This is a genomic window from Amycolatopsis sp. NPDC114478 (assembly GCF_055633805.1).
The window spans coordinates 52,775-73,479 of the sequence record NZ_JBVKDO010000033.1 but is presented as its reverse complement, the minus strand read 5'-3'; the positions used below and the strand labels follow the sequence as shown (position 1 = coordinate 73,479).

18 protein-coding genes and 1 pseudogene are annotated in these 20,705 nt (G+C 71.6%); 15 read left to right on the top strand and 4 right to left on the bottom strand.

Annotation, left to right across the window (positions count from 1 at the left end; translation table 11 throughout):
• The first annotated feature begins 138 nt into the window (after window positions 1–138).
• Window positions 139–1,728 (top strand): ATP-binding protein, encoded by a 1,590-nt coding sequence (locus ACZ7OH_RS47520; protein ID WP_470286970.1) that lies wholly within the window; start codon window positions 139–141, stop codon window positions 1,726–1,728.
• On the top strand, window positions 1,725–2,426 hold the full coding sequence (locus ACZ7OH_RS47515) for a response regulator (protein WP_470286969.1): 702 nt from the start codon (window positions 1,725–1,727) through the stop codon (window positions 2,424–2,426). Before ACZ7OH_RS47520 ends, ACZ7OH_RS47515 begins: the two co-directional genes overlap by 4 nt.
• A 12-nt stretch (window positions 2,427–2,438) precedes the next feature.
• On the opposite strand, the gene ACZ7OH_RS47510 is transcribed toward ACZ7OH_RS47515, so the two are convergent.
• Both ACZ7OH_RS47510 and ACZ7OH_RS47505 read right to left on the bottom strand, forming a co-directional pair.
• Window positions 2,439–3,263: a ZIP family metal transporter gene (locus ACZ7OH_RS47510; RefSeq protein ID WP_470286968.1), complete on the bottom strand. Its 825-nt coding sequence runs from the start codon at window positions 3,261–3,263 to the stop codon at window positions 2,439–2,441.
• 206 nt (window positions 3,264–3,469) lie between these two features.
• A complete protein-coding gene (locus ACZ7OH_RS47505) occupies window positions 3,470–4,762 on the bottom strand; it encodes a sensor histidine kinase (protein ID WP_470286967.1) in 1,293 nt (430 codons plus the stop codon).
• 152 nt (window positions 4,763–4,914) lie between these two features.
• On the opposite strand from ACZ7OH_RS47505, the gene ACZ7OH_RS47500 reads away from it, so the two are divergent.
• From ACZ7OH_RS47500 to ACZ7OH_RS47480, 5 genes are read left to right on the top strand one after another with little or no spacing between them, the layout of a single operon-like run.
• The gene (locus ACZ7OH_RS47500; RefSeq protein WP_470286966.1) at window positions 4,915–5,547 is read left to right on the top strand and encodes a hypothetical protein; all 633 of its coding nucleotides are present in this window, start codon (window positions 4,915–4,917) and stop codon (window positions 5,545–5,547) included.
• On the top strand, window positions 5,547–6,218 hold the full coding sequence (locus tag ACZ7OH_RS47495; RefSeq protein WP_470286965.1) for an ABC transporter ATP-binding protein: 672 nt from the start codon (window positions 5,547–5,549) through the stop codon (window positions 6,216–6,218). The genes ACZ7OH_RS47500 and ACZ7OH_RS47495 overlap by 1 nt, the downstream gene beginning before the upstream one ends.
• Window positions 6,215–6,886 carry an ABC transporter ATP-binding protein gene (locus ACZ7OH_RS47490; protein WP_470286964.1) on the top strand — a complete coding sequence of 224 codons (672 nt, stop codon included), beginning with the start codon at window positions 6,215–6,217 and terminating at the stop codon, window positions 6,884–6,886. The genes ACZ7OH_RS47495 and ACZ7OH_RS47490 overlap by 4 nt, the downstream gene beginning before the upstream one ends.
• Window positions 6,883–9,522 carry an FtsX-like permease family protein gene (locus tag ACZ7OH_RS47485; RefSeq protein ID WP_470286963.1) on the top strand — a complete coding sequence of 880 codons (2,640 nt, stop codon included), beginning with the start codon at window positions 6,883–6,885 and terminating at the stop codon, window positions 9,520–9,522. The genes ACZ7OH_RS47490 and ACZ7OH_RS47485 overlap by 4 nt, the downstream gene beginning before the upstream one ends.
• Before the next feature lie 52 nt (window positions 9,523–9,574).
• Window positions 9,575–10,288, top strand: a complete 714-nt coding sequence (locus tag ACZ7OH_RS47480; RefSeq protein ID WP_470286962.1) for a response regulator transcription factor — start codon at window positions 9,575–9,577, stop codon at window positions 10,286–10,288.
• 18 nt (window positions 10,289–10,306) lie between these two features.
• Here ACZ7OH_RS47480 and ACZ7OH_RS47475 read toward each other — a convergent pair whose 3' ends face one another.
• Entirely contained in the window at window positions 10,307–10,660 is a 354-nt protein-coding gene (locus tag ACZ7OH_RS47475) for a BlaI/MecI/CopY family transcriptional regulator (RefSeq protein WP_470286961.1), read from the bottom strand.
• Between the two features lie 128 nt (window positions 10,661–10,788).
• Here ACZ7OH_RS47475 and ACZ7OH_RS47470 point away from each other — a divergent pair, with 128 nt between their 5' ends.
• A complete protein-coding gene (locus ACZ7OH_RS47470) occupies window positions 10,789–11,394 on the top strand; it encodes a phosphatase PAP2 family protein (protein ID WP_470286960.1) in 606 nt (201 codons plus the stop codon).
• Window positions 11,395–11,635: 241 nt separating this feature from the next.
• Here ACZ7OH_RS47470 and ACZ7OH_RS47465 read toward each other — a convergent pair whose 3' ends face one another.
• Window positions 11,636–12,430, bottom strand: a complete 795-nt coding sequence (locus ACZ7OH_RS47465; RefSeq protein ID WP_470286959.1) for an IclR family transcriptional regulator domain-containing protein — start codon at window positions 12,428–12,430, stop codon at window positions 11,636–11,638.
• A 124-nt stretch (window positions 12,431–12,554) separates the two neighbouring features.
• Between ACZ7OH_RS47465 and ACZ7OH_RS47460 the strand changes: the two genes are divergently transcribed.
• The 7 genes and pseudogenes from ACZ7OH_RS47460 (at window position 12,555) to ACZ7OH_RS47430 (ending at window position 20,494) form a co-directional block, all read left to right on the top strand.
• On the top strand, window positions 12,555–13,112 hold the full coding sequence (locus ACZ7OH_RS47460; protein ID WP_470286958.1) for a flavin reductase family protein: 558 nt from the start codon (window positions 12,555–12,557) through the stop codon (window positions 13,110–13,112).
• Between the two features lie 43 nt (window positions 13,113–13,155).
• Window positions 13,156–14,712, top strand: coding sequence for a 4-hydroxyphenylacetate 3-hydroxylase family protein (locus ACZ7OH_RS47455; protein WP_470286957.1), 1,557 nt, complete (start codon window positions 13,156–13,158; stop codon window positions 14,710–14,712).
• 13 nt (window positions 14,713–14,725) lie between these two features.
• Window positions 14,726–17,458, top strand: coding sequence for a dioxygenase family protein (locus ACZ7OH_RS47450; protein WP_470286956.1), 2,733 nt, complete (start codon window positions 14,726–14,728; stop codon window positions 17,456–17,458).
• Window positions 17,455–19,101 (top strand): hypothetical protein, encoded by a 1,647-nt coding sequence (locus ACZ7OH_RS47445; protein WP_470286955.1) that lies wholly within the window; start codon window positions 17,455–17,457, stop codon window positions 19,099–19,101. The genes ACZ7OH_RS47450 and ACZ7OH_RS47445 overlap by 4 nt, the downstream gene beginning before the upstream one ends.
• A 296-nt stretch (window positions 19,102–19,397) precedes the next feature.
• Complete coding sequence (locus ACZ7OH_RS47440) at window positions 19,398–19,586, top strand: FAD-dependent monooxygenase (RefSeq protein ID WP_470286954.1); 189 nt, start codon at window positions 19,398–19,400, stop codon at window positions 19,584–19,586.
• Window positions 19,513–20,188: pseudogene (locus tag ACZ7OH_RS47435) on the top strand (FAD-dependent monooxygenase); the annotation flags it as partial. The gene ACZ7OH_RS47440 and the pseudogene ACZ7OH_RS47435, both read left to right, overlap by 74 nt.
• Before the next feature lie 93 nt (window positions 20,189–20,281).
• Window positions 20,282–20,494: a hypothetical protein gene (locus ACZ7OH_RS47430; protein WP_470286986.1), complete on the top strand. Its 213-nt coding sequence runs from the start codon at window positions 20,282–20,284 to the stop codon at window positions 20,492–20,494.
• Window positions 20,495–20,705 lie beyond the last annotated feature (211 nt).

Here is a 20,705-nt window from a genome sequence, read left to right as displayed (position 1 = left end):
CGGAAGCGTTGTGCCGCTTTGCCGGGTTAGCCGCGTAACCGCAGGTTCTGCGCGTTTTGCCAGCCCGGCTTTCCCGTCCGTTAACGTCGGGTGGGGGACACTCCGGCCACTCCGTCACCGCGGACGGAAGGAGTAGCCGTGCGTCGTCCTCATACGCTGTCTTCGCTGGTTCTCGGGTACGTCCTCGCGATCCTGGTCGTGACCATGGTGCTGGGGTTCGCGCTGTACACGCAGGTGACCCGGGACCAGTTCGACCGGACCACGGAACGGGAAGCGCTGGCGGTGGCCCAAGCCGTCGCGGCGGACCCGGCGGTGCGCGCGGAAATGGCCACCGGGGACCGGAACGGGGAAGTGCAGCGGGTGGCCGAGCGGATGCGGCTCGCCACCGGAACGGCCTACGTCGTGGTCATCGACCGCGCCGGCGTCCGGCATTCCCACCCGAACCCCGCCCTGGTCGGCCGCCGCATCGAAGAACCGGTGTACGCCCTCGACGGGAAGACCCACGTCGGCATCGATCCGGGCAGCCTGACCGATTCGGCCAACGGCAAGGCGCCGCTGACGGCGCCCGACGGCACGGTGATCGGTGAGGTTTCGGCCGGGATCCTGGAACGGAACGTCTCCCAGAGCTTCTGGACCGAGATCCCGAGCTTGCTGGCCTACACGGGCGCGGCACTGCTGGCCGGCGTCGTCGTCTCCCTGGTACTGGCCCGGCGGCTCAAACGGATGACGTTCGGGCTCGAACTGGACGAACTCGCGTCGCTCCTGCAGGAGCGGGAAGCCACGCTGCACGGCATCCGGGAGGGCGTCGTGGCTTTCGACGAGCGCGGGCGGCTCAGCATGGTCAACGACGAAGCCCGGCGGCTGCTGGGCTGGCGGCACGCGGCCATCGGCGAATCGCTCGAGGAGGTCCTGCCCGAGGGCCGGTTGCGGGACGTGCTGGGTGGCGCGGCATCCGGGATCGACCAGGTCGTCCTGACCGACGAGCACCTCCTGGTGGCCAACCGGATGCCGGTGCGGGTGCGGGGCCGGCACATCGGTTCGGTGGTGACGCTGCGGGATCGCACCGAACTGGAGGCGCTGCTGCGGGAACTCGACAGCGTCACCGGCTTGACCGACGCCCTGCGCGCCCAGCAGCACGAGTTCTCCAACCGCCTGCACGTGCTTTCGGTCCTCGTCGGCATGGGAGAAACCGAGGAGGCGATGGCCTACCTCGACGAGATCTCGGCGGGCAGCACCGCACAGGCGGAGGAACTCCGTTCGCGGATCGCGCCCGCGTCGCTCGCCGCGTTGCTGCTGGCCAAGATCACCATCGCGGCCGAGCGCGACGTGCACCTGACCGTGTCGGACGATTCCCGGCTCGACGAGCCGGGGCCGGACGCCCTGCTGACCATCGTGGGCAACCTCGTCGACAACGCCCTCGACGCCGTGGCCGAGAGCCCGGCGCCGCGGTCGGTCACCGTGCGGCTGGTCCAGGAGGACCGGCACCTCACCGTGTCCGTCACCGACAGCGGGCCCGGGGTCGGCGCCGAACTCGCCCAACGGGTGTTCCAGGACGGTTACACGACCAAGCCGCCCCGCAACGGCCTCCCGCGTGGCCTCGGTCTCGCGCTCGTGCACCGCCTGGTCACCCGGCTCGGCGGGCGGATCACCGTACAACCTGGTCCGGGCGGCGCGTTCGTCGCCGAACTGCCGCTTCCGGCCACGAAAACACTAGTGGAGCACCGATGATCCGAACCCTGGTGGTGGACGACGACTACCGGATCGCCCACGTGCACGCCGCCGGCGTCGGCCGGGTGGGTGGATTCGCCGCGGTGGGGGAGGCCCACTCGGCGGCCGAGACCCGCTCGCTCGTCCCCACCCTGCAACCCGACCTGCTGCTGCTCGACCTCTACCTGCCCGACGGGCACGGGCTCGAGCTCATGCAGTCGCTGCGCGACCGCGCACCGTGCCCCGACTTCATCGTGATCACCGCCGCCCAGGACATCGGCAGCGTGCGGCGGGCCATGCAGCTCGGCGCGGTCTACTACCTCGTGAAGCCGTTCGGCTTCGCTCAGCTGCGGGAACAGCTGGCGGCGTACCGGCAGTTGCGGGACAGCATCGACGGCGTGGCCGTCGCCAGCCAGGAGACCGTCGACGCCCTCTACGGCATCCTGCGCGGGCCGGTCGCCCGCACGGTCGACCGGCGCCGCCTGCCCGCCACGATGGCGCAGGTGCTCGACGAACTCCGGGGCTCGTCAAGCGAGCTGTCCGCCACCGACGTGGCCGACCGGCTCGGCGTCAGCCGGGCCACGGCGCAGCGTTACCTGGCCGACCTCGTCCGGCGCGGGCTGGTCGATCTCACCCTGAGCCGTGGCAACGCCGGACGTCCCGAGCACCGGTACCACGCGACCGGAAGCCCGCGGCCGCCGCTCGTGGGCGGACCGTGAGCTCGCGGCCGGTCACGCTCCGGCGGCGGTGACGATCGCGTCCGTGACGAAGCCCAGGACGAGCCCGAGGAACACGCCCCAGGTCGTGACGGTCTTGAGGTTCGCTTTGCGGGCGACGGCGAGCAGCTCGATGACCACGTACAGGATCGACCCGGCGGCGAGGCCGAGGAACGCGATCGAGAGGGTCTCGTTCACGAAGGCCTGCCCGGCCAGCGTGCCCGCGAACGTCGGCCCGCCGCCGATCAGGCCGAGCAGGGCGAGGTACCCCCAGGACGGGCGGGTTCCGGTCAGCGGCGCCACGATGCCGAACCCCTCGGTGGCGTTGTGCAGCCCGAACCCGATCACCAGCAGCACGGCGAGGCTGAGCTCCCCGGCGGCGGCCGAGTTGCCGATGGCGAGCCCTTCGGCGAAGTTGTGCAGGCCGATCCCGATCGCGATCGTCATGGCCAGGCGGGAAGCCGGGTTCCGGGTCGTCGCCGCGCTCAGCTCACCGACCGACGCCGCACCCGGTCCGTACGCGCGCCGGGCGTCCGTCCGGCGGCGAGCGGTCGCCTGGTCGAAGTAGGCGAGGCCGAGCAGGCCCGCCCCGGCGGTGACCAGCAGCACGGCACCGTTGCCGAGCACCCCGCCGAGCTCGCCCTTTCCCAGCCCGGCGTCGATCGGTTCCCAGGCGTGCGCGAGCACGTCCCAGAGCAGGAAGATCAGGATGCCCGTCGCCGTGCCGTTGAGGAAGGTCTTCAGGCGTGGCATCTCGGCGCGCAGCCGGCCGAGCGGCAGTCCCAGGTAGATCGTGAGCCCGGAAATGGCGCCGAGAACGGCGATCTGCGTGGGTGACATGAGCTTGGCTCCTGAATTCTCGCGGCGAACGCTGCGACCGTAGCTCAGGGCAGGCTCGCCTCATAGAGGTGAGGCGAACCTAATGCGCCCCAGTGGCAGGTTTCACGCTGACGGAGCACCGCGGCGGTCCATTGTGGACTCCTGAGCAAGCGTGCGGCAAATCCTCGGTTAGAACACGGCAAAATGCTGTGCCGGACCGCCCTCGTTCAGGCCGTGTTGTCCAGGCGAGGGAAGTAGACGGTGAACGTCGTGGGGGCGCGGCGGGTGACGGTCAGGCGTCCACCGCCGGCTTCGGCGATGGTGCGGGCCAGCGCGAGGCCGATGCCGTGGCCGCCGGTCGACGCACCGCGGAGGAACACGGCGGCGGGGTCCAGCCGGAGGATGCCTTCGTCGGCGACGTCGACGGCGAGGACGCCGGCGGTGTCGCGGGCGGTCAGGGTCACGGTGCCCCGGCCGTGGCGCGCCGCGTTGTCGGCCAGGACGTCGACGATCTGGGTGAGCAGGCTCGCCGGAACGCGCCAGTCGCGGATTTCCGGGTCGATGGTCATGACGAACCGGCGTCCTTCGCGGGCGAGCGGGCCGTGCCAGCGTCGCTCGGTGTCGGTGAGCACCTCGGCGACGGCTCCGGGGGCCGCGGCGAACCACTCCTCCGGGTGGTGGCGCGAGAGGGCGAGCAGGTCCTCGACGGTCCGGGACAGCGTCCGGACACCGCGGGCGGTGTCCTCGAGAACGCGGGGGAGGTCGGCCGGCGGCGCGGTGCGCGCGGCTTCCAGTTCGAGCAGCAGCCCGCTGAGCGGCGTCCGAAGCTGGTGCGAGGCGTCGGCGCTGAAGTGGCTTTGCCGGTCGAGCAGCTGGGTCAGCCGGTCGACCATGAGGTTGTGGGCCAGCGCCACGCGGCTGATCTCCGGGATGTCCCCAGGGTCGGCCCGCGCGCCGAGGTCGCCGCCGGCGATCCGCTCGGACGCGCTCGACAGGTCCTCCAACGGTCCGGTGAGCAGCCGGGCCTGACGGCGCGCGATGAGCACGGCGACCATGAGGGCGCCACCGGCGAGCGCGGCGAGCAACGACCAAGCGAGAAAGGCCCGGTTCCACACCACGCTCATCGGCGCTGCGGCACGCACCACGCCGTGGACGTGTTCGGCGGCGGACACCGGAACCGCGACCACGAGATCCGCGTCGGCCTGACCGTCCGCCGCCGCGCCGGCGTAAGCCTGCCGGACGACGTCGTCGGCGATCTCCGGTCCGCGACCGCTTTTGAGGTGGCCGCCGAGGTCGTAGACGCCGATGGTGTTGTCGGCCTCCGCGGCCGGCAGCTCCACCGGGTCGCCGGTCAGGAACTGGGGGCCCACGCGGACGGCGACGGCCAGCGCGACCCGCTCCAGCTCGCCCTGTTCTTCGGTGACCAGCGAGGACCACACCAGGATCGCCAGCGGCACGGCGAAGAGGACCAGCGCCACCGAGACGGCGATCATGGCCACCCGGACCACCCGAGCTCTCATGGAGCCCATCATGGTGGTCCGCCGGGCCGCCGCGACGGAACCCGGGCCGGCCGGCCCGGGTTTTGCCGTCCTCGTACCTTTCCGGGCGATTGCCGTAGCCGTGTGGTCCATAGCGTGAGGAACGGGTGGTCGTCGCGCGGTCGGGAGGTGTCATGTCGAACGGGAAAACGGTGCTGGGCACGGGAATCCTGGTCACGGCGTGGGCGGTGTCCGCCTGTTCGGGCGCATCACCACCCCCGTCACCCAGCGCGTCCGCGCCGCCGCCGATGACCTCTTCGGCGACGGCGTCGGAGTCCGGGCAACCGGCCACGGAATCCAACCCACCGGGTGACATCCCGGACAACCAGGCCTTCGTCGCGTTCACCCCGCCGGGTGCGGCGTTCTCGGTGAAGATCCCGGAGGGCTGGGCCTCGACCACCGCGGGCGCCACGACGACGTTCACCGACAAGCTGAACCAGGTCCAGGTGAGCACGGCCGGTGCCACCGCCGCCCCGACCGCCGCCTCGGTCACGGCGACGGACGTGCCGGCGTGGCGCGGCCAGGTGCCGCGCTTCGCTCTCGGTCAGGTCTCCACCGTGACCCGCCAGGCGGGTCCGGCCGTCCTGGTGACCTACCAAGGCGACTCGCCGCCGAACCCGGTCACCGGCAAGGTCGTCCGGGACGCCTTCGAGCACTACGTCTTCTTCCACGCCGGCACCCGGGTCGACCTGACGCTGTCCGGCCCGGTGAACGCCGACAACGTCGACCCGTGGCGCACGGTCACCGACTCCCTGCGGTGGCCGTGATGACGACGGACCCAGTGCCGGCGTTGGAAGCCCGTGACCTGTACCGGTTCTTCCACACCGGAGACGACGAGACACTCGCGTTGCGCGGCGTGTCGCTGACCGTCGAACGGGGCGAGACGGTCGCCGTGGTCGGGCCGTCCGGTTCGGGAAAGTCGACCCTCCTGGCCTGCCTGGCCGGTCTGGACGAACCGGCGGGTGGCACCGTCCGGGTCGGCGGTGTGCGCATGACCCATCGCCGGGAGGCCGATCGCGCGCGCGTCCGGGCCGACCGCGTCGGTGTGCTGCTCCAGGCCCGGAACCTCGTCCCGCACCTCGACGTGACCACGAACATCCGGCTGGCCCGCCGAGCCGCCGGCCGGGGACGCGTCCGGGCCGGCGAACTCCTCGAGCAGGTCGGCCTCGCCGGCCGGGGCCGGGCCGTGCCCGCCCAGCTCTCGGGCGGCGAGCTCGCGCGGGCCGGCCTGGCGGTGGCGCTGGCCAACGACCCGGACGTCATCCTGGCCGACGAACCGACCGGCGAGCTCGACGGAGCGACCGAGCAGGAAGTCCTCTCCCTGCTGCGGAAGCACACCGGCCGCGGCGCCGGGCTGCTCGTGGTGACCCACAGCGCCGAGGTGGTGCGGATCGCCGACCGCGTGGTGACCCTGCGGGACGGGGCGGTGGCCGGATGACCGAGATCGTGGTGGCCTGCGACGACGTGTCGCGCACCTACGGCACCGGCCCGTCGGCCGTCGTCGCGGTGCACGGCACCAGCTGCACCGTGCCGGCCGGGGCCCGGATCGCCGTGGCGGGGCCGTCCGGGTCGGGCAAGTCCACCTTGCTGCACCTGATGGCGGGCCTCGAGCGGCCGACGCGGGGGCAGGTCAGCTGGCCGGGGCTGCCGGTGACCGCCGAGACCCGCGCCCACCTGATCGGGGTGGTCTTCCAGAGCCCCAGCCTGGTGCCGACCCTGAACGTCGCGGAGAACACCGGCCTCCCGCTCGTCATCGCGGGCGTCGACCGGTCCGAAGTCGCGCGCCGGGTGGCCGAGGCCCTCGAACTGGTGGACCTGGCGGAACTGGCCGCGAAACTCCCCGAGGAGATCTCCGGCGGCCAGGCGCAGCGGGTGGCCGTCGCGCGGGTGCTCGCGCGGCGTCCGCGCCTGGTCCTGGCCGACGAACCCACCGGCCAGCTCGACCACACGGCGGGTCGCCGTCTGCTCGACGCGCTGCTCGCCGCGACGGATCACGTCGAGGCCGCACTCGTCGTCACCACCCACGACACCGCGGTCGCCGACCGGCTCGACACGCACTGGACGATGCGTGCGGGCAGACTGCTCACCACCGTGGTGCGATCATGACGGTGCGCTGGCTGGCCGGGCTGCTGCGGCACCGGACCGGCCGGGTGCTCGCCACCGCGGCGGGCATCGCGCTCGGGGTGGCGCTGATCGCCGCGCTGGGGACCTTCCTGACCGCGTCGCAGGCGACGATGACCGCGCGGGCCCTGCGCTCGGTCGCCGTCGACTGGCAGGTCGAGGTGCAGCCCGGCGGGGACCCCGAGGCCGTGCTGCGGCAGCTGCGCGCCACGCCCGGCGCCGGCGCGGTCGAACGCGTCCACATCGCACGGACGCCCGGTTTCCGCGCCGCCGGCGACGGCACCACCCAGACCACGGGACCCGGCGTCGTCCTCGGCGTCCCGGCGGACTACGCGACGGCGTTCCCGGACGAGATCCGGCACCTGGCCGGCGCACCCACCGGCGTGCTCATCGCTCAGCAGACCGCGTCGAACCTGCACGTACGCCCCGGTGACCAGGTCGGCATCGGACGCGCCGGGGCAGGCCCCTTGGCGGTGACCGTCGCCGGGGTCGTCGACCTGCCCCAGGCCGACTCCCTCTTCCAGAAGGTCGGAGCAGCCGCCCAGGCACAGCCCGCGGCGCCCCCGGACAACGTGCTGCTGGTGCCCGACGCCGTGTTCGCCGAGCTGAGTGGCCAGCCCGGGACGACCCAGTTCCACGTCCGGCTCACCACCCCGTGGCCCGGCGACCCGGCGGCGGCGTACCGGTCGGCGGTCGCCACCGCGCACAACTTCGAAGCACGAGCCGCCGGCGCCGCACTGGTCGGCGACAACGTCGCCGCGGCTTTGGACGCCGCTCGCGGGGATGCCGCGTATGCGCAAATGCTCTTCCTGTTCCTCGGACTGCCCGGGGTCGTGCTGTCCGCGCTGCTGACCGCGGCGCTGGTCAGCTCCGGCGCCGAACGCCGGCGTGCCGAACAGGCGCTGCTCCGCACTCGCGGCTACGCACCGGCAGCCGTGGTGCGGCTCGCGGTCGCCGAAGCGGTTCTCGTCGGTGTCCTCGGCGGTGCCGCCGGACTCGGCATCGCCGCCGCGGCCGCCCGCCTCGCGTTCGGACCCTCACCGGCCGGTGCCGACACCGGGGCGACGGTGCTGTGGTTCACCGTCGCGTTCGCCGCGGGCTTGCTGATCACCACCCTGGCGGTCCTCGTGCCCGCGGTCGTGGATCTGCGCGGCCGCAGCGTCGCCCAGGTCCGGCAGACCGTCGGGAGGCCGCGAACCCCGTGGTGGCTCAAAGCCGGGGCCGACTTCCTGCTCATCGGCGCATCGCTGGTGGTCTTCTGGGCGTCGAGTGGCAACGACTACGCGTTGGTGCTCGCCCCGGAGGGCGTGCCGTCGATTTCCGTGTCGTACTGGGCTTTCCTCGGACCCGCGCTGCTCTGGCTCGGCGCCGCCGTGCTCTTGTGGCGCCTGGTGATCCTCGCCTTGGCGCACGGACGCGGCCCGCTCGAACGGCTGCTGCGGCCCCTCGCCGGCCACCTCGCCGCCCCGGGCGCGGCGAGCCTGTCGCGCCAGCGCCGGACCCTCGCCCGAGCCATCGTCCTGCTCGCGCTGGCCTTGTCCTTCGCCGCGTCGACCGCGGTGTTCAACAGGACCTACGAGCAGCAGGCCGAGGCCGACGCCCAGCTGACCAACGGCGCCGACGTCACCGTCACCGAATCGCCGGGCACGCAGGTCGGGCCGGCCGCCGGCGCGCAGCTGCGGACCGTACCCGGGGTCCGTGGTGTCGAGCCGCTCCAGCACCGGTTCGCCTACGTCGGTGCCGACCTGCAGGATCTCTACGGCGTGCGCCCGGACACCATCACGCGGGCCACCGCACTGCAAGACGCCTACTTCCAGGGCGGCACCGCGGCCGGGCTGATGGCCGTGCTCGCCCGGCAGCCCGACGCGATCCTGGTCAGCGCCGAAACCGTCAAGGACTTCCAGCTCGTCCCGGGTGACCTGGTCAACCTCCGGGTGCAGGACAACCGCACCAAGGAGCTGAGGACCGTGCCGTTCCACTACGCCGGGGTCGTCAAAGAGTTCCCGACCGCGCCCAAGGACAGCTTCTTCGTCGCCAACGCCGACTACCTCGCCCGGACGACCGGTTCCGACGCCGTGGGCGCGTTCCTCATCGACACCGGCGGGACCGGTCAGCCCGAGGTCGCCGCGGCCCTGCGGACGCGGCTGGGGGTCGGCGCGGCCGTCACCGACCTCACGCAGACGCGCGCGCGGGTCGGCTCCAGCCTCACGTCGGTCGACCTGCACGGCCTGACCCGGCTCGAGCTGACCTTCGCCGTCCTGCTGGCCGCCGGTGCCGGCGGCATCGTCCTGGCCGTCGGACTGGCCGAACGGCGACGCACCCTGGCCATCATGGCCGTGCTCGGCGCGAACCGGCGGCAGCTACGCGGGCTCGTGCTCGGGGAAGGACTCCTGCTCGGCGCGTGCGGCCTGCTCGGCGGCGCCGTCATCGCCTGGGGCCTGGCCCGGATGCTCGTGACCGTGCTGACCGGTGTCTTCGACCCGCCCCCCTCGGCCATCGCCGTCCCCTGGACCTACCTCGCGGCCACCGCCGCGGCCGTGGCCGCCGCCCTCGCCGTCGCCGCGGTGGTCAGTGCCCGGGCGTCGACCCGACCGGCGGTGGAGGAGCTGCGGGACCTGTGACCAGCCACGGCGCGCCGGGCCGCCCGTGGCCGCACTGGTTACGATCCGGCTCATGAGCATGCAGCGTGCTGGCGACGCCGTCGAGGTCCTCCTGATCGAGGACGACCCGGCGATCGGTGGCCACCTCCGCACCGGGCTGCTCGCCAACGGCTACGAGGCGCACTGGTGCCGGACCGGTGAAGGCGGGCTGGCGCAGGCGCGGCAAAGCGCGCCCGACGTCGTCCTGCTCGACCTCGGCCTCCCGGACACCGACGGTGTCGACGTGGCCCGGACCCTGCGGGGCGCGGACCCGGACGTCGTGATCATCATCCTCACCGCCCGGGCCGACGAGATCGACATCATCGTGGGTCTCGACGCCGGCGCCGACGACTACCTGGTCAAACCCGTCACCGTCACCGTGCTGCTGGCCCGTCTGCGGGCCCACCTGCGCCGCCGCCCCGCCGCGTCCGCCGGCACCGCCCCGGTGCGCCTCGGCGACCTCGTGCTCGACGTCGACGCGCGGCGATGCCTCCTGCGCGGACACGAGATCTCCCTGCGCCCCAAGGAGTTCGACCTGCTCGCCGCGTTGGCCCACCGGCCGGGTGTCGCGGTCAGCCGCGAAGACCTCATGGCGGAGGTCTGGGACGAGAACTGGTTCGGGCCGACCAAGACCCTGGATGTCACCATGGCCGCGCTGCGTCGGCGGCTCGCCGAGAGGGCGGGCGCGACGGTGCCGGTGATCACGACACTGCGCGGGCACGGCTACCGGCTCGAAGCGCCGCTCTGAATCCGGTTCGGCTGCCGGTCAGCCTTCGTTCTGCCGCAACAGCTCGCGGAGCAGGTGTTCGTCCGATTCGGACAGGTTCGAGACGAAGCGGGTGAGCACGCTGTCGCGGTCGGGTTCGCTGTCGAGCACCTTGGTCATGCGCCGCGCGGCCAGCCCCGGTTCGTCGTCGATGGCGCGGTACCGGAAGGACCGGCCCAGTTTCTCGCGCTCGGCAACGCCCTTTTCGTGGAGCCGGGACAGGATGGTCACCACGGTGGTGTAGGCCAGGCCGGCGCCGAGCCGCTCCCGCACGTCGGCCGGCGTCAGGGGGCCGCCGGCCTTCCACAGCACGGCCAGCACCTGCGCCTCGAGCTCACCGGGCGCACGCCGCATCCGCCCACCACCAATCTGTCTGCCTGTCGAAACCCCGTTCGTCACCTCCCGGCGACGGCGCACGCCACGACCATCTACACTAAAGTAGAAGTTCTACACCATTGTCGATCGAAAGGGTGGGCGGAGCGGTGGACGGCGGAGCCATCGATGGCGGCTGGTACCTGGACGTGCTCGGGTTCGCCCGCGCGACCCCGTGGCTGCACGGGTTCTTCCAAGTCTTCACCAACGCCGGTCTGGTACTCCTCGCGCTTGTCGTCGCGGTCGCGTGGTGGCGCGCACGTCGCCAGGACGCCGGCCGGATGGCGGCCGTGCTCTGGGTGCCCATCGCGGTCGGCTTGGCCTACGGCCTGAGCAACCTGGTCAAGATCCTCGTCGAGGAACCGCGCCCCTGCATCCGCTACCCGGCCGTGCCGACCGTGGTCACCTGCGACTTCGCGACGGACTACTCGTTCCCCAGCAACCACGTGACGATCGCCGTGTCCGCGGCCGTCGCCCTGTTCCTCGTCGGCCGCCGAGCCGGGCTCGCCGCGCTCGCGGTGGCGGTGCTGATCGGGTTTTCCCGCGTGTACCTCGGCGCGCACTACGTCCACGACGTCCTGGCCGGAGCGCTGCTCGGCGCGGCTGTGGCGCTGATCGGCCTGCTGCTGCGCGCGCCGCTGACGGCCCTCGTCAGCCGCCTCCGGTCGGGCAGGTACCGGCCGCTGGTCCGGGCGTCCGTGCAGGAGGATAAATGAGTTCTGGGGTGAAGTACGCCGCCGATCTCGGCTCAGGCCGACTTCTCGGCTGGGAAGTCGATGTCCATTGTGGAGCGGGAAAGCGGTGCCGCCCCGAGCCGCAAGCCCCTCGGTTCCTGGTTCGCCGTTGACGTCGCGTGAGCACGAGATCGCGACGCTGATCGCCGGGATCACATCAACAAGGCGATCGCCGCGGAGCTGACGATTTCCCCGCGGACGGTCGTTCGCTGGCCACTGAGGTCTAAAAGAACCCTTCGCGGCCGGTGCCGGGCACGACGCGGTGCCCGAGGTCGGTGCTGATCCGCGCGGCCGTCCGGACCACCAGCGGCACGACCTCCTGGCGCAGCTTCTCGACATCCGAGCGTCCGCTCGACGTCGACGAGGCCAGCGCGGCCACCACCGCGCCGCTCGCATCCCGCACGGGCGCGGACACCGAGAGCAGGCCCTCCTCGAGCTCCTCGGCGACGAGCGACCAGCCCTGGTCCTGCACCGTCCGCAGCGCCTTCCGGAAGTCGCCTTCGTCGGTGATCGTCCGCGTGGTGAACCGGGGCAGACCCGCCGCGACGACCTCGTCGACCACCGCCGGCGGGGCCCAGGCCAGCAGCACCCGGCCCATCGACGTCGCGTGCGCCGGCACGCGCGTACCGATCGAGACGTTGATGCTCATGATCCGCCGCACCGGGACGCGGGCGACGTAGACGACCTCGGCGCCGTCCAACGCGGCCAGTGACGCCGACTCGCCGGTCTCCTCGGCCAGGCTCAGCAGCCGCGGCTGGGCGGTCTCGATCATCCCGTGCGACGCCGAGTAGTGCTGGCCGATGCTGAGCACGCGCGGGGTCAGCGTCCAGCGCGGCCCGTCGCCGCGGACGTACCCGAGCCGTTGCAGCGTCAGGAGAATCCGGCGGACGGCGGGGCGGGACAGGCCGGTCGCGGAGGCCAGCTCGGCGAGCGTCGGGTTCGCGCGGTCGGCGTTGAACGCCATCAGCACGGCGAAGCCCCGCTCGATGCTCTGGATGAAGTCGCGGTCGGTCTCCATGGCCCCATCCTTCCGCACCCGCGCCGGGGACCCCGTCTTGACAACGCGGACCCGCCGGGGGACTCTCCCTACAGTGTCCGCATAGCGTTCAGAATGTACGCACAGCGTACAGGAGGTAAGGGCAATGACGCTCGACCAGCGCGAAATCCGGAATGCCTTCGACCGCTTCGCCACCGGCGTCACGGTCGTGACCTGCCGCAACGACCAGGGCGAGCCGCACGGCGCGACGGTCAACGCGTTCACCGCCGTCTCCCTCGAGCCGGCCCTGTGCCAGGTGACGCTGACGCGCAAGTCGAAGGCCTGCCGCTACCTCGACGGCGCGCCGTTCGCCGTCAACGTCCTCGCCGCGGACCAGCTCGACACGGCGTGGCACTTCGCCGGCCGCCCGCAGGACCGGGCGCCGGGGTGGGCCGAAGGCGTGGTGGCGCCGGTGCTCACCGGCACCGCGGCCACCATCTCGTGCCGCCCGTGGCGGATCTACGACGGCGGTGACCACCTCATCGTCATCGGCGAGGTCGAGCACCTCGAAACCAGCGACGCCGACCCGTTGCTGTTCTTCGCCGGCGGGTTCCGCGAACTCGGCCCGCGCGGCAACGCCCACTGGTCGGCCTCGGTCGACTGCCCCGACCTCGGCTGGTTCGGCTCGGCGGCCGAATTCGCTCCCCTCACCGCAGCTTCCTGACTCCGCCCGCGAAAAGACCGTTCACCGACGAAGGGGTTCACCGATGACCATCCAAGACCACGACGCGCCCGCGAAGGTGCGCACGACCCGGCCGATGACCGGCGACGAGTACATCGAGTCCATCCGCGACGGCCGCGAGGTGTTCATCTACGGCGACAAGGTCGACGACGTCACCACGCACCCGGCGTTCCGCAACTCGGTCCGGATGACCGCCCGCCTCTACGACGCCCTGCACGACCCCGACCGGCAGTCCGTGCTCACCGCGCCGACCGACACCGGCAGCAGCGGCTTCACCCACCCGTTCTTCCGCACGCCGAAGTCCAAAGAGGACCTTTTCGCCGACCGCGACGCGATCGTCGCGTGGGCGCGGATGACCTACGGCTGGATGGGCCGCAGTCCCGACTACAAGGCGGCCTTCCTCGGCACGCTCGGCGCGAACTCCGACTTCTACGAGCCCTTCGCCGACAACGCCCGGCGCTGGTACTCCGAGTCGCAGGAGAAGGTCCTGTACTGGAACCACGCGATCATCAACCCGCCGGTGGACCGCGACCGCAACCCCGACGACGTCAAGGACCTGTTCATCCACGTCGAGGAGGAGCGTGACGACGGCCTGATCGTCTCCGGCGCCAAGGTCGTCGCGACCGGCTCGGCCATCACCAACTACAACTTCATCGCCCACTACGGCCTGCCGATCAAGAAGCGCGAGTTCGCGCTCGTCTGCACAGTCCCGATGGGTGCGCCCGGGATGAAACTGATCTGCCGCAACTCCTACTCGAACGTCGCCGACCAGACCGCGAGCCCGTTCGACTACCCGCTCTCGAGCCGGTTCGACGAGAACGACACGATCTTCATCCTCGACAAGGTGAAGATCCCGTGGGAGAACGTCTTCATCTACGGTGACGCCGAGAAGGCGAGCACATTCTTCCCCGGCTCCGGTTTCCTGCACCGCTTCACCTTCCACGGCGTCGCACGGCTGGCCGTCAAGCTCGACTTCATCGCCGGGCTGCTGATGAAGGGCGTGGAAGTCACCGGCACCAAGGACTTCCGGGGCATCCAGACCCGCGTCGGCGAGGTCATCGGCTGGCGCAACCTGTTCTGGGCGCTGTCCGACGCGATGGCCGCGAACCCGGACGAGTGGAAGAACGGCGCCGTCCTGCCGCACCTGGACTACGGCCTGGCCTACCGCTGGTTCATGACGCTGGGCTACCCGCGCATCCGCGAAATCATCATGCAGGACCTCGGGTCCGCGCTGATCTACCTGCCGTCGTCGGCGAAGGACTTCAAGTCGCCGGAGATCCGGCCCTACCTCGACCAGTACGTCCGCGGCTCCAACGGTTACGACTCCGTCGAGCGCGTGAAGCTGATGAAGCTGATCTGGGACTCGATCGGCAGCGAGTTCGGCGGGCGCCACGAGCTCTACGAGCGCAACTACTCCGGCAACCACGAAGGCGTGCGCGCCGAGCTGCTGTTCGCGTCCCAGCAGTCCGGTTCGGCCGAGGCGATGAAGGGCTTCGCCGAGCAGTGCATGGCCGAGTACGACCTCGACGGCTGGACCGTCCCCGACCTCTACAACCCCGGCGCCACCTCCCTTTCCCGCTGACGAAGGACCCGCCATGACCACCACCGAACACCCCACGCCCACCGCGGCGGGCTCGGGCAGCTCCGCCAGCGCGGCCTTCCGCGCGGCCGGCCGTGCGACGCAGGACGTGCCGCCCGAGCGTGTCGACGAGGTCGCCCGCGCCGTGCTCCACGGCGTCCACCAGGCCATCCGCGACCACGACGTCACCTATTCCGAGTTCCAGGCCGCGAAGCAGTGGCTGATGGACGTCGGCGAGGGCGGCGAATGGCCGCTGTTCCTCGACGTGTTCGTCGAGCACGTCGTCGAGGAGGTCGCCGCGCGGACCCAGGACGGGACCAAGGGCAGCATCCAGGGTCCGTACTACCTGCCCGGCCAGGAGAAGCTGCCGTGGCGGACGGCGCTGCCGATGCGCCCGGACGAGCAGGGCACCCCGCTCGTCTTCGCCGGGCAGGTCCGCGACGTCGAGGGCAACCCGGTCGCCGCGGCGGAGCTGGACATCTGGCACGCCGACGACGACGGCTACTACTCGGGGTTCGCCCCGGACATCCCGGACGGGAACCTGCGCGGTGTCGTCGTCAGCGACGGGCAGGGCCGGTTCGAGATCACCACCGTCCAGCCGGCGCCGTACCAGATCCCGACCGACGGCCCGACCGGGAAGCTCATCGCCGCGGCGGACTGGCACGCCTGGCGGCCCGCGCACCTGCACCTCATGGTGCGTGCGCCCGGCCACCGCACGATCACCACGCAGCTGTACTTCCAGGGCGGCGAGTGGCTCGACAGCGACGTCGCCGAAGCCACCAAGCCGGACAACACAGGAGGTGTCGTGGGGGGCCAGCTCTACAGCCGCGCGGTCGAGCCGAAGATGCTGCGGCAGCTATTGGTCCGGCCCCCGGGCGGGCCGGCAGTCCATACGCCGATCGTGCTTTTCGAAGGCGATGCACGAACAGGAAAGACCGCATTGCTGCGGAGCTTCGCGAAGGGGTGGGCAGGCAAAATCCCCTATTCTCATCTCGACGTCGCCGCGGTCGAGGAACAGCTCGGGGAACACGCCATACCCGAATTGCTCGCCGCGATCGCCACGCAGCTGTCGCGGCGGTGCGCCCTCTACGGCTCGCTGCGGTTCGATCGGCTCGTCATCGGCCTGCGGGCAGCTCAGCTCGACTTGGACGACGATCCCGCCGAGGCTCGCCGGCAGGTCGAGGCGATGCTCACCCAACGGCTCGGCCTCGCCACCCTCAAGAAGGTGCTGAGCGGCGCGGCCCAGGAAGCGTTGAAGCAGGTGCCGGGGTCGGTCGACCCGCCAGGTGGTCTGGTGGAGCTCGCCGTCGACTCTTTCGTCGACGGAGCGGCCCGGCGGCTGCTGAGCCGCAACGCGCACGGCCGCGCCCGCAGCTGGTACGGGCACCGGGATCGCGGTGAACCCGGCGACCCGGTCGGCCAGCTGATCGACCTGAACGCCGGGCTGCGCAACCCGGCGCTGGCGGAACCTGCGAGCCAGTTCGACGAGCTGCTGTGCGACGCACTGCTGGCAGACCTGCGCGACAACTTCCGGACCGCCCGGCACTCAGCCGAATGGGCCGTCAACTGCCTGGTGCTGCTGGACAACGCGGACTGCTCACTCGGGTCGAGCTTCCTCCACACCGTAGTCGCACTGCGGACTCTGGACGCCGACACCGGCGCCGACCTGCCGTCCCCGGTGGTCATCGCCGGAGCCAGCCGAGGCGCGCTGCGGGACAGGCTGCCGGCCGCGCAACGCGCCGAAGTCCTCGAGCTCGGGTCCGTCACCGACCTCACCGGCGGACGCGGTGCGCACGCGGTGTGGGCCCGGCGCCGGCTGCCGTTCCTCTCCGCCGACGACGTCCGGAAGATGGTGGTATCGCTGCCGGAACCGCGCAGGCACGCCAATCTCGCGAACTGCGTGTACCTCATCACCGGGGGGCATCCGGGGGCGACGGCGTTCCTGCTCGACGCGGCCGGCTCCCGCACGCCGCCCGGCGTCGACCCCGAGCACCTGCTCGATGCCGCGCACGGCGCATCGACCGTGCGGAGCGCGCTGACCGAGCACCTGCTCACCGGCTTCGGCGAAGACGAGATCGACATCCTGGTCACCTGCTCCGCGGCCCGAGACCGCCACGACGGCCAGCGGCTGCTCACCCGCGTCACCACCCGCGCCGACGGTCTCGACCTGCCGCGCACCCTCTGGGACCACACCGCCACGCAGCCGACGACCGTCCTGCGGGCACTGCTGCTGCGCCGGCTCGCGGCACGGCCCGATGACCACCCGTCGAGCTGGCGCCGGACGTTCGAGTTCCTGGCCGCACCCGGGCAACCCGACGACGCCGCGTCGGTGCGCCGGCTGCACTACGCACTGGCGCTCGGCCAGACCGAGGCGGTGCTGGATGCACTCAGCCTCAGCCTGGGCACCCGAGCACTGCCCGAATGGCTGGCCACACTGCTCGACGTCACCGCCGCACCGCGGCGCGGCGAGCCGACGGCGGCCACGGGCAGCTGGCCGGCGTTCTTGCCGTCGCTGGTGAACCGGCTGCAGACCGCCGCCGACCCGTTGTCCTGCACCCACCGCCGGACGCTGCACACGCGCATCGCGGGCGGCCTGGATGAACTCGCCACCCACCTGGACGACACCTGCGACGAGCTGTCCGACCTGGTTACCACCCACCGGGCGCACGCCCGCCGATGGCGCCCGGCTCGCTCCCACACCACCACGACGCCGGGCACGCCGGCGCGCTCTGCCGAAGGAGCTTTGTGACCGACTCCGACTACACCTATCCGCGCAGCAAGAAGACCGGAGCGCGAACACGCCGTCGAGTGCTCGTCGTCGTCGCCGTAGTCATTCTCGCGTTGGGCGGCGTGACGTGGTGGGTTCTCGGTGGCCTCGCCGACCAGGCCGCGCAGTGCACCGGTGTGCCGGCACGGACCGGCGACGGCTACAGCCTCAACCGCCAGGAGACGGATGGGCAGTGTGTCGGCTGGCTCACCGACCTCGACTTCGCGTTCGGCTCGGACGACCCCGTGATGACGAAGGTGGTCGGCAAGATCGTGGCGGAAAATCGGCGTGTCGCCGGTTCGGGGCAGCCCTACGTACGGGTGGCGGTGATGATGCCGATGACCGCGAAACCGGACAGCAAGCTCAGCGCCGGCCCGATCGCGCACGCGCTCGAAGGCGCCTACACCGCGCAGATCTACAGCAACGGCGGCCCCACGCCCTACGGCGACCCCAAACCGCAGATTCAGCTGGTGCTGGCCAATATCGGCAACGATCAGGGAGCGTGGCCCACCGTCGTCACCGGACTGGGCACCCTGACCACGGGTGAGCACCCGCTGCTCGCGGTCGCCGGCATGGGCGTGAGCGTGCCGCAGACCCGGGACGCCGCGAAAGAACTGAACACCCGCTGGCAGCTCCCGAGCATCGGCAGCGTCCTGACCGCCGACACCATGACCACCCGGAAAGCCGACGGCGGTGCCGAGAAACCCGGCCTGTTCAAGGTGTCCCCGTCCAACCACGCCTACGTCCGGTCGCTGGCAGAGGCGCTCGGCAGCTCGGCCACGACCGGTTTCCTCGTGCGGGACCGCAATCCCGACGACTACGTCCAAACCCTCGGCGACGACTTCGTCGACGTGTTCGCCCCGCTCTCGCTCAACAACCACCAATCCTGGTTCAACGGCAGCACTCCGCCCAGCACCGGCTCGACCGCGCTCTTCCAGGAAGCGGTCGAATCGATCAGCATCGAAAACCCCGCGGTGGTCTTCTACGCCGGTCGTGACGCCGACTTCCCGCGGCTCGTGCGAAGCCTGAAGTTCCGCCGCGGCGCCAGCGCGGCACGGCAGCTCGTGATCGCCGCCGGCGTGACCGGCCTCGTGGTGGTTCCGGGCGACCAGCCGGGCACCGATGCCGCTCCGCTGACCACCCGCGACCTGGCCGACGCCAAGGTCACGATCTTGGCCGCGTCGTCGACGGCGCCCGACGACTGGGCGCAGGGCAAGTCCGCGCCGAGCCAGTACGCGGTCTTCCGCAACGCGTTCATGACCGGCGCAGCGGGGTTCCCGAAGGACGACCTGGCTGACGGTTACGCGGTCATGCACCACGACGCGGTCGCCGCGGCGGTCACTGCCATCCGCTCGATGTACGCGCAAAAGCAGGCGCTTCCCGTACCTGCGGACATCCGCGACCAGCTGACCGGGTACCGCGACAAGCCCATCCGCGGCGCGGCGGGCGAATTCTATTGGTCCGAGCAGCAGCCGCTGAACGACCTGTGGCCCATCGGCCGTCCCGTTCCCATCCTGGCCTTTCCCGGGGGAGTGGCCCAGGGAGCTGTCTACGCCACGCAGTGCCAGCGGCTCGGCAACCCGGGTAATCGTGAGAACTACCAGGTGCTCGACTGCGCGAGTTGAGGCCGGCGTGGTGAGGCGCGCCAGCCGTGTTCGAGGATGGCGAACGCGGCTTCGACGGTGCGGGCCGGATCTTCGGCGCGGATCGCGAGTGCCGAGGTTTCCAGCGCGAAGTGGGCCAGAGCGGCGCATCCGGGATCGGTTTCGGGGCCGCAGGGCCGCGTCGGCCAGCGCCTGGTGGGTAGCCGCCTTCTTGCGCTCCCGCCGGCTCGTCCCGGTAGTCACGGATGTTCCGGTTCTGATCAGCGGCGCCGACATCGCCGGGTTGACCGCCGCCGCGCCGCGAAGGGGTGGATCCGGTGCTGGTCGAGAAGCACGCCGGTGTATCGCCGCAGCCGAAGGCGCGCCGGTCCAACCCGCGCAGCACCGAGGTGTTCCGCCTGCTCGGCCTCGCGACCGAGGTCGCCGAGGCGAGTGCGCCGCTGGCGTCGTTCACCGAAGTCCTGGCCGGTCCGACACACTGGCCGCCGCCCGGGTACGGGAAATGACCGGCACCATGCGGCAACGGCGACTGCAGCAGGCGAGGATTCCCGAGCTGAGCCCGGGACTGAACGTGCTGTGCCCGCAGGTGTGCTGGAGCCGATCCTGCGCCGGGCCGCGACCGACCGGGGCGAACCGTACGAGTTGAGCGCGGACGACCTGATCGCCGCCGACGGCGCACGCAGTCCCGTCCGCACCGCATTGGGTATCGACCGCAGCGGCCACGGCCACCTCACCGACAACCTCGATCTTTATTTCCGCGCCGATCTCACGGATTTGGTGCGGGAAAAGCCGTTCAACCTGTGCGAGATCAGTAATCCGGTCGCGTCGGGCGCCTTCCTCTCGGTCAACGGCACGGACCGGTGGCTGTTCTCGACGGCCGATTTCCCGGAGGCGTCCACGCTCGGCGATGGCGACTGGCACGACCTCCTGCACATCGTGATCGGCCTGCCGGATCTCGACGTCGAACTGCTCAGCCGCTCGCCCTGGGAGTCGGCGATGCGCGTGGCCGACCGGTTTCGCGACGGCCGCGGCCGGAGCCAACACCGCCATCGCCGACGCGGCCAACCTCGCCTGGAAGCTCGCGGCCGTACTGGCCGGGCAGGCGGCGCCCGCCCTGCTCGACAGCTACCACGCCGAACGCCATCCGGCCGGCTACGCGATCGCCGAAGCCTCTAGCACGGTCCGCGGGCACGTCGGCGACATGCTGGCCGCCTTCACCCAGCCCGACAGCCGGCACGACGCCCTGCCGGCCACGATGTTCGGCACCCAGTACGCGGAAGGCGCGTTCGTGCCCGACGGCCGCGGCCCCGCGCCCGTCGACCACTACGCCCCGGCGGGCCGTCCCGGCACGCGCGTGCCCCACGCCTGGCTCGACGCCGAGACGTCCACTGTGGACCTCGCCGGGCCGGCCTGACCCTGCTCACGCCGAGGTCTGCCTGCCCGCCGACGGCGCTCTGCTGCTGCGCCCGGACGTCATCGTCGCCTGGCACTCGGCATGCCGCACGCCACTCGCCGAGGCAGTGACCCGAGTGCTCGGCGCCGTCCCCGCATGACGGGCAAATCAGCTCCAGCGGAATCAGCCGTCGGTCCGGTTGTTCTCGAACGGCAGCGCCATCAGTGTTGGA

Bases quoted from the DNA above. Each gene is read 5' to 3' on its own strand.
- ACZ7OH_RS47515 (WP_470286969.1), top strand. From the start codon at position 1,725: ATGATCCGAACCCTGGTGGTGGACGACGACTACCGGATCGCCCACGTG.
- ACZ7OH_RS47510 (WP_470286968.1), bottom strand. From the start codon at position 3,263: ATGTCACCCACGCAGATCGCCGTTCTCGGCGCCATTTCCGGGCTCACG.
- ACZ7OH_RS47505 (WP_470286967.1), bottom strand. From the start codon at position 4,762: ATGAGAGCTCGGGTGGTCCGGGTGGCCATGATCGCCGTCTCGGTGGCG.
- ACZ7OH_RS47500 (WP_470286966.1), top strand. From the start codon at position 4,915: ATGTCGAACGGGAAAACGGTGCTGGGCACGGGAATCCTGGTCACGGCG.
- ACZ7OH_RS47495 (WP_470286965.1), top strand. From the start codon at position 5,547: ATGACGACGGACCCAGTGCCGGCGTTGGAAGCCCGTGACCTGTACCGG.
- ACZ7OH_RS47490 (WP_470286964.1), top strand. From the start codon at position 6,215: ATGACCGAGATCGTGGTGGCCTGCGACGACGTGTCGCGCACCTACGGC.
- ACZ7OH_RS47485 (WP_470286963.1), top strand. From the start codon at position 6,883: ATGACGGTGCGCTGGCTGGCCGGGCTGCTGCGGCACCGGACCGGCCGG.
- ACZ7OH_RS47480 (WP_470286962.1), top strand. From the start codon at position 9,575: ATGAGCATGCAGCGTGCTGGCGACGCCGTCGAGGTCCTCCTGATCGAG.
- ACZ7OH_RS47475 (WP_470286961.1), bottom strand. From the start codon at position 10,660: ATGCGGCGTGCGCCCGGTGAGCTCGAGGCGCAGGTGCTGGCCGTGCTG.
- ACZ7OH_RS47465 (WP_470286959.1), bottom strand. From the start codon at position 12,430: ATGGAGACCGACCGCGACTTCATCCAGAGCATCGAGCGGGGCTTCGCC.
- ACZ7OH_RS47460 (WP_470286958.1), top strand. From the start codon at position 12,555: ATGACGCTCGACCAGCGCGAAATCCGGAATGCCTTCGACCGCTTCGCC.
- ACZ7OH_RS47455 (WP_470286957.1), top strand. From the start codon at position 13,156: ATGACCATCCAAGACCACGACGCGCCCGCGAAGGTGCGCACGACCCGG.
- ACZ7OH_RS47450 (WP_470286956.1), top strand. From the start codon at position 14,726: ATGACCACCACCGAACACCCCACGCCCACCGCGGCGGGCTCGGGCAGC.
- ACZ7OH_RS47430 (WP_470286986.1), top strand. From the start codon at position 20,282: ATGCTGGCCGCCTTCACCCAGCCCGACAGCCGGCACGACGCCCTGCCG.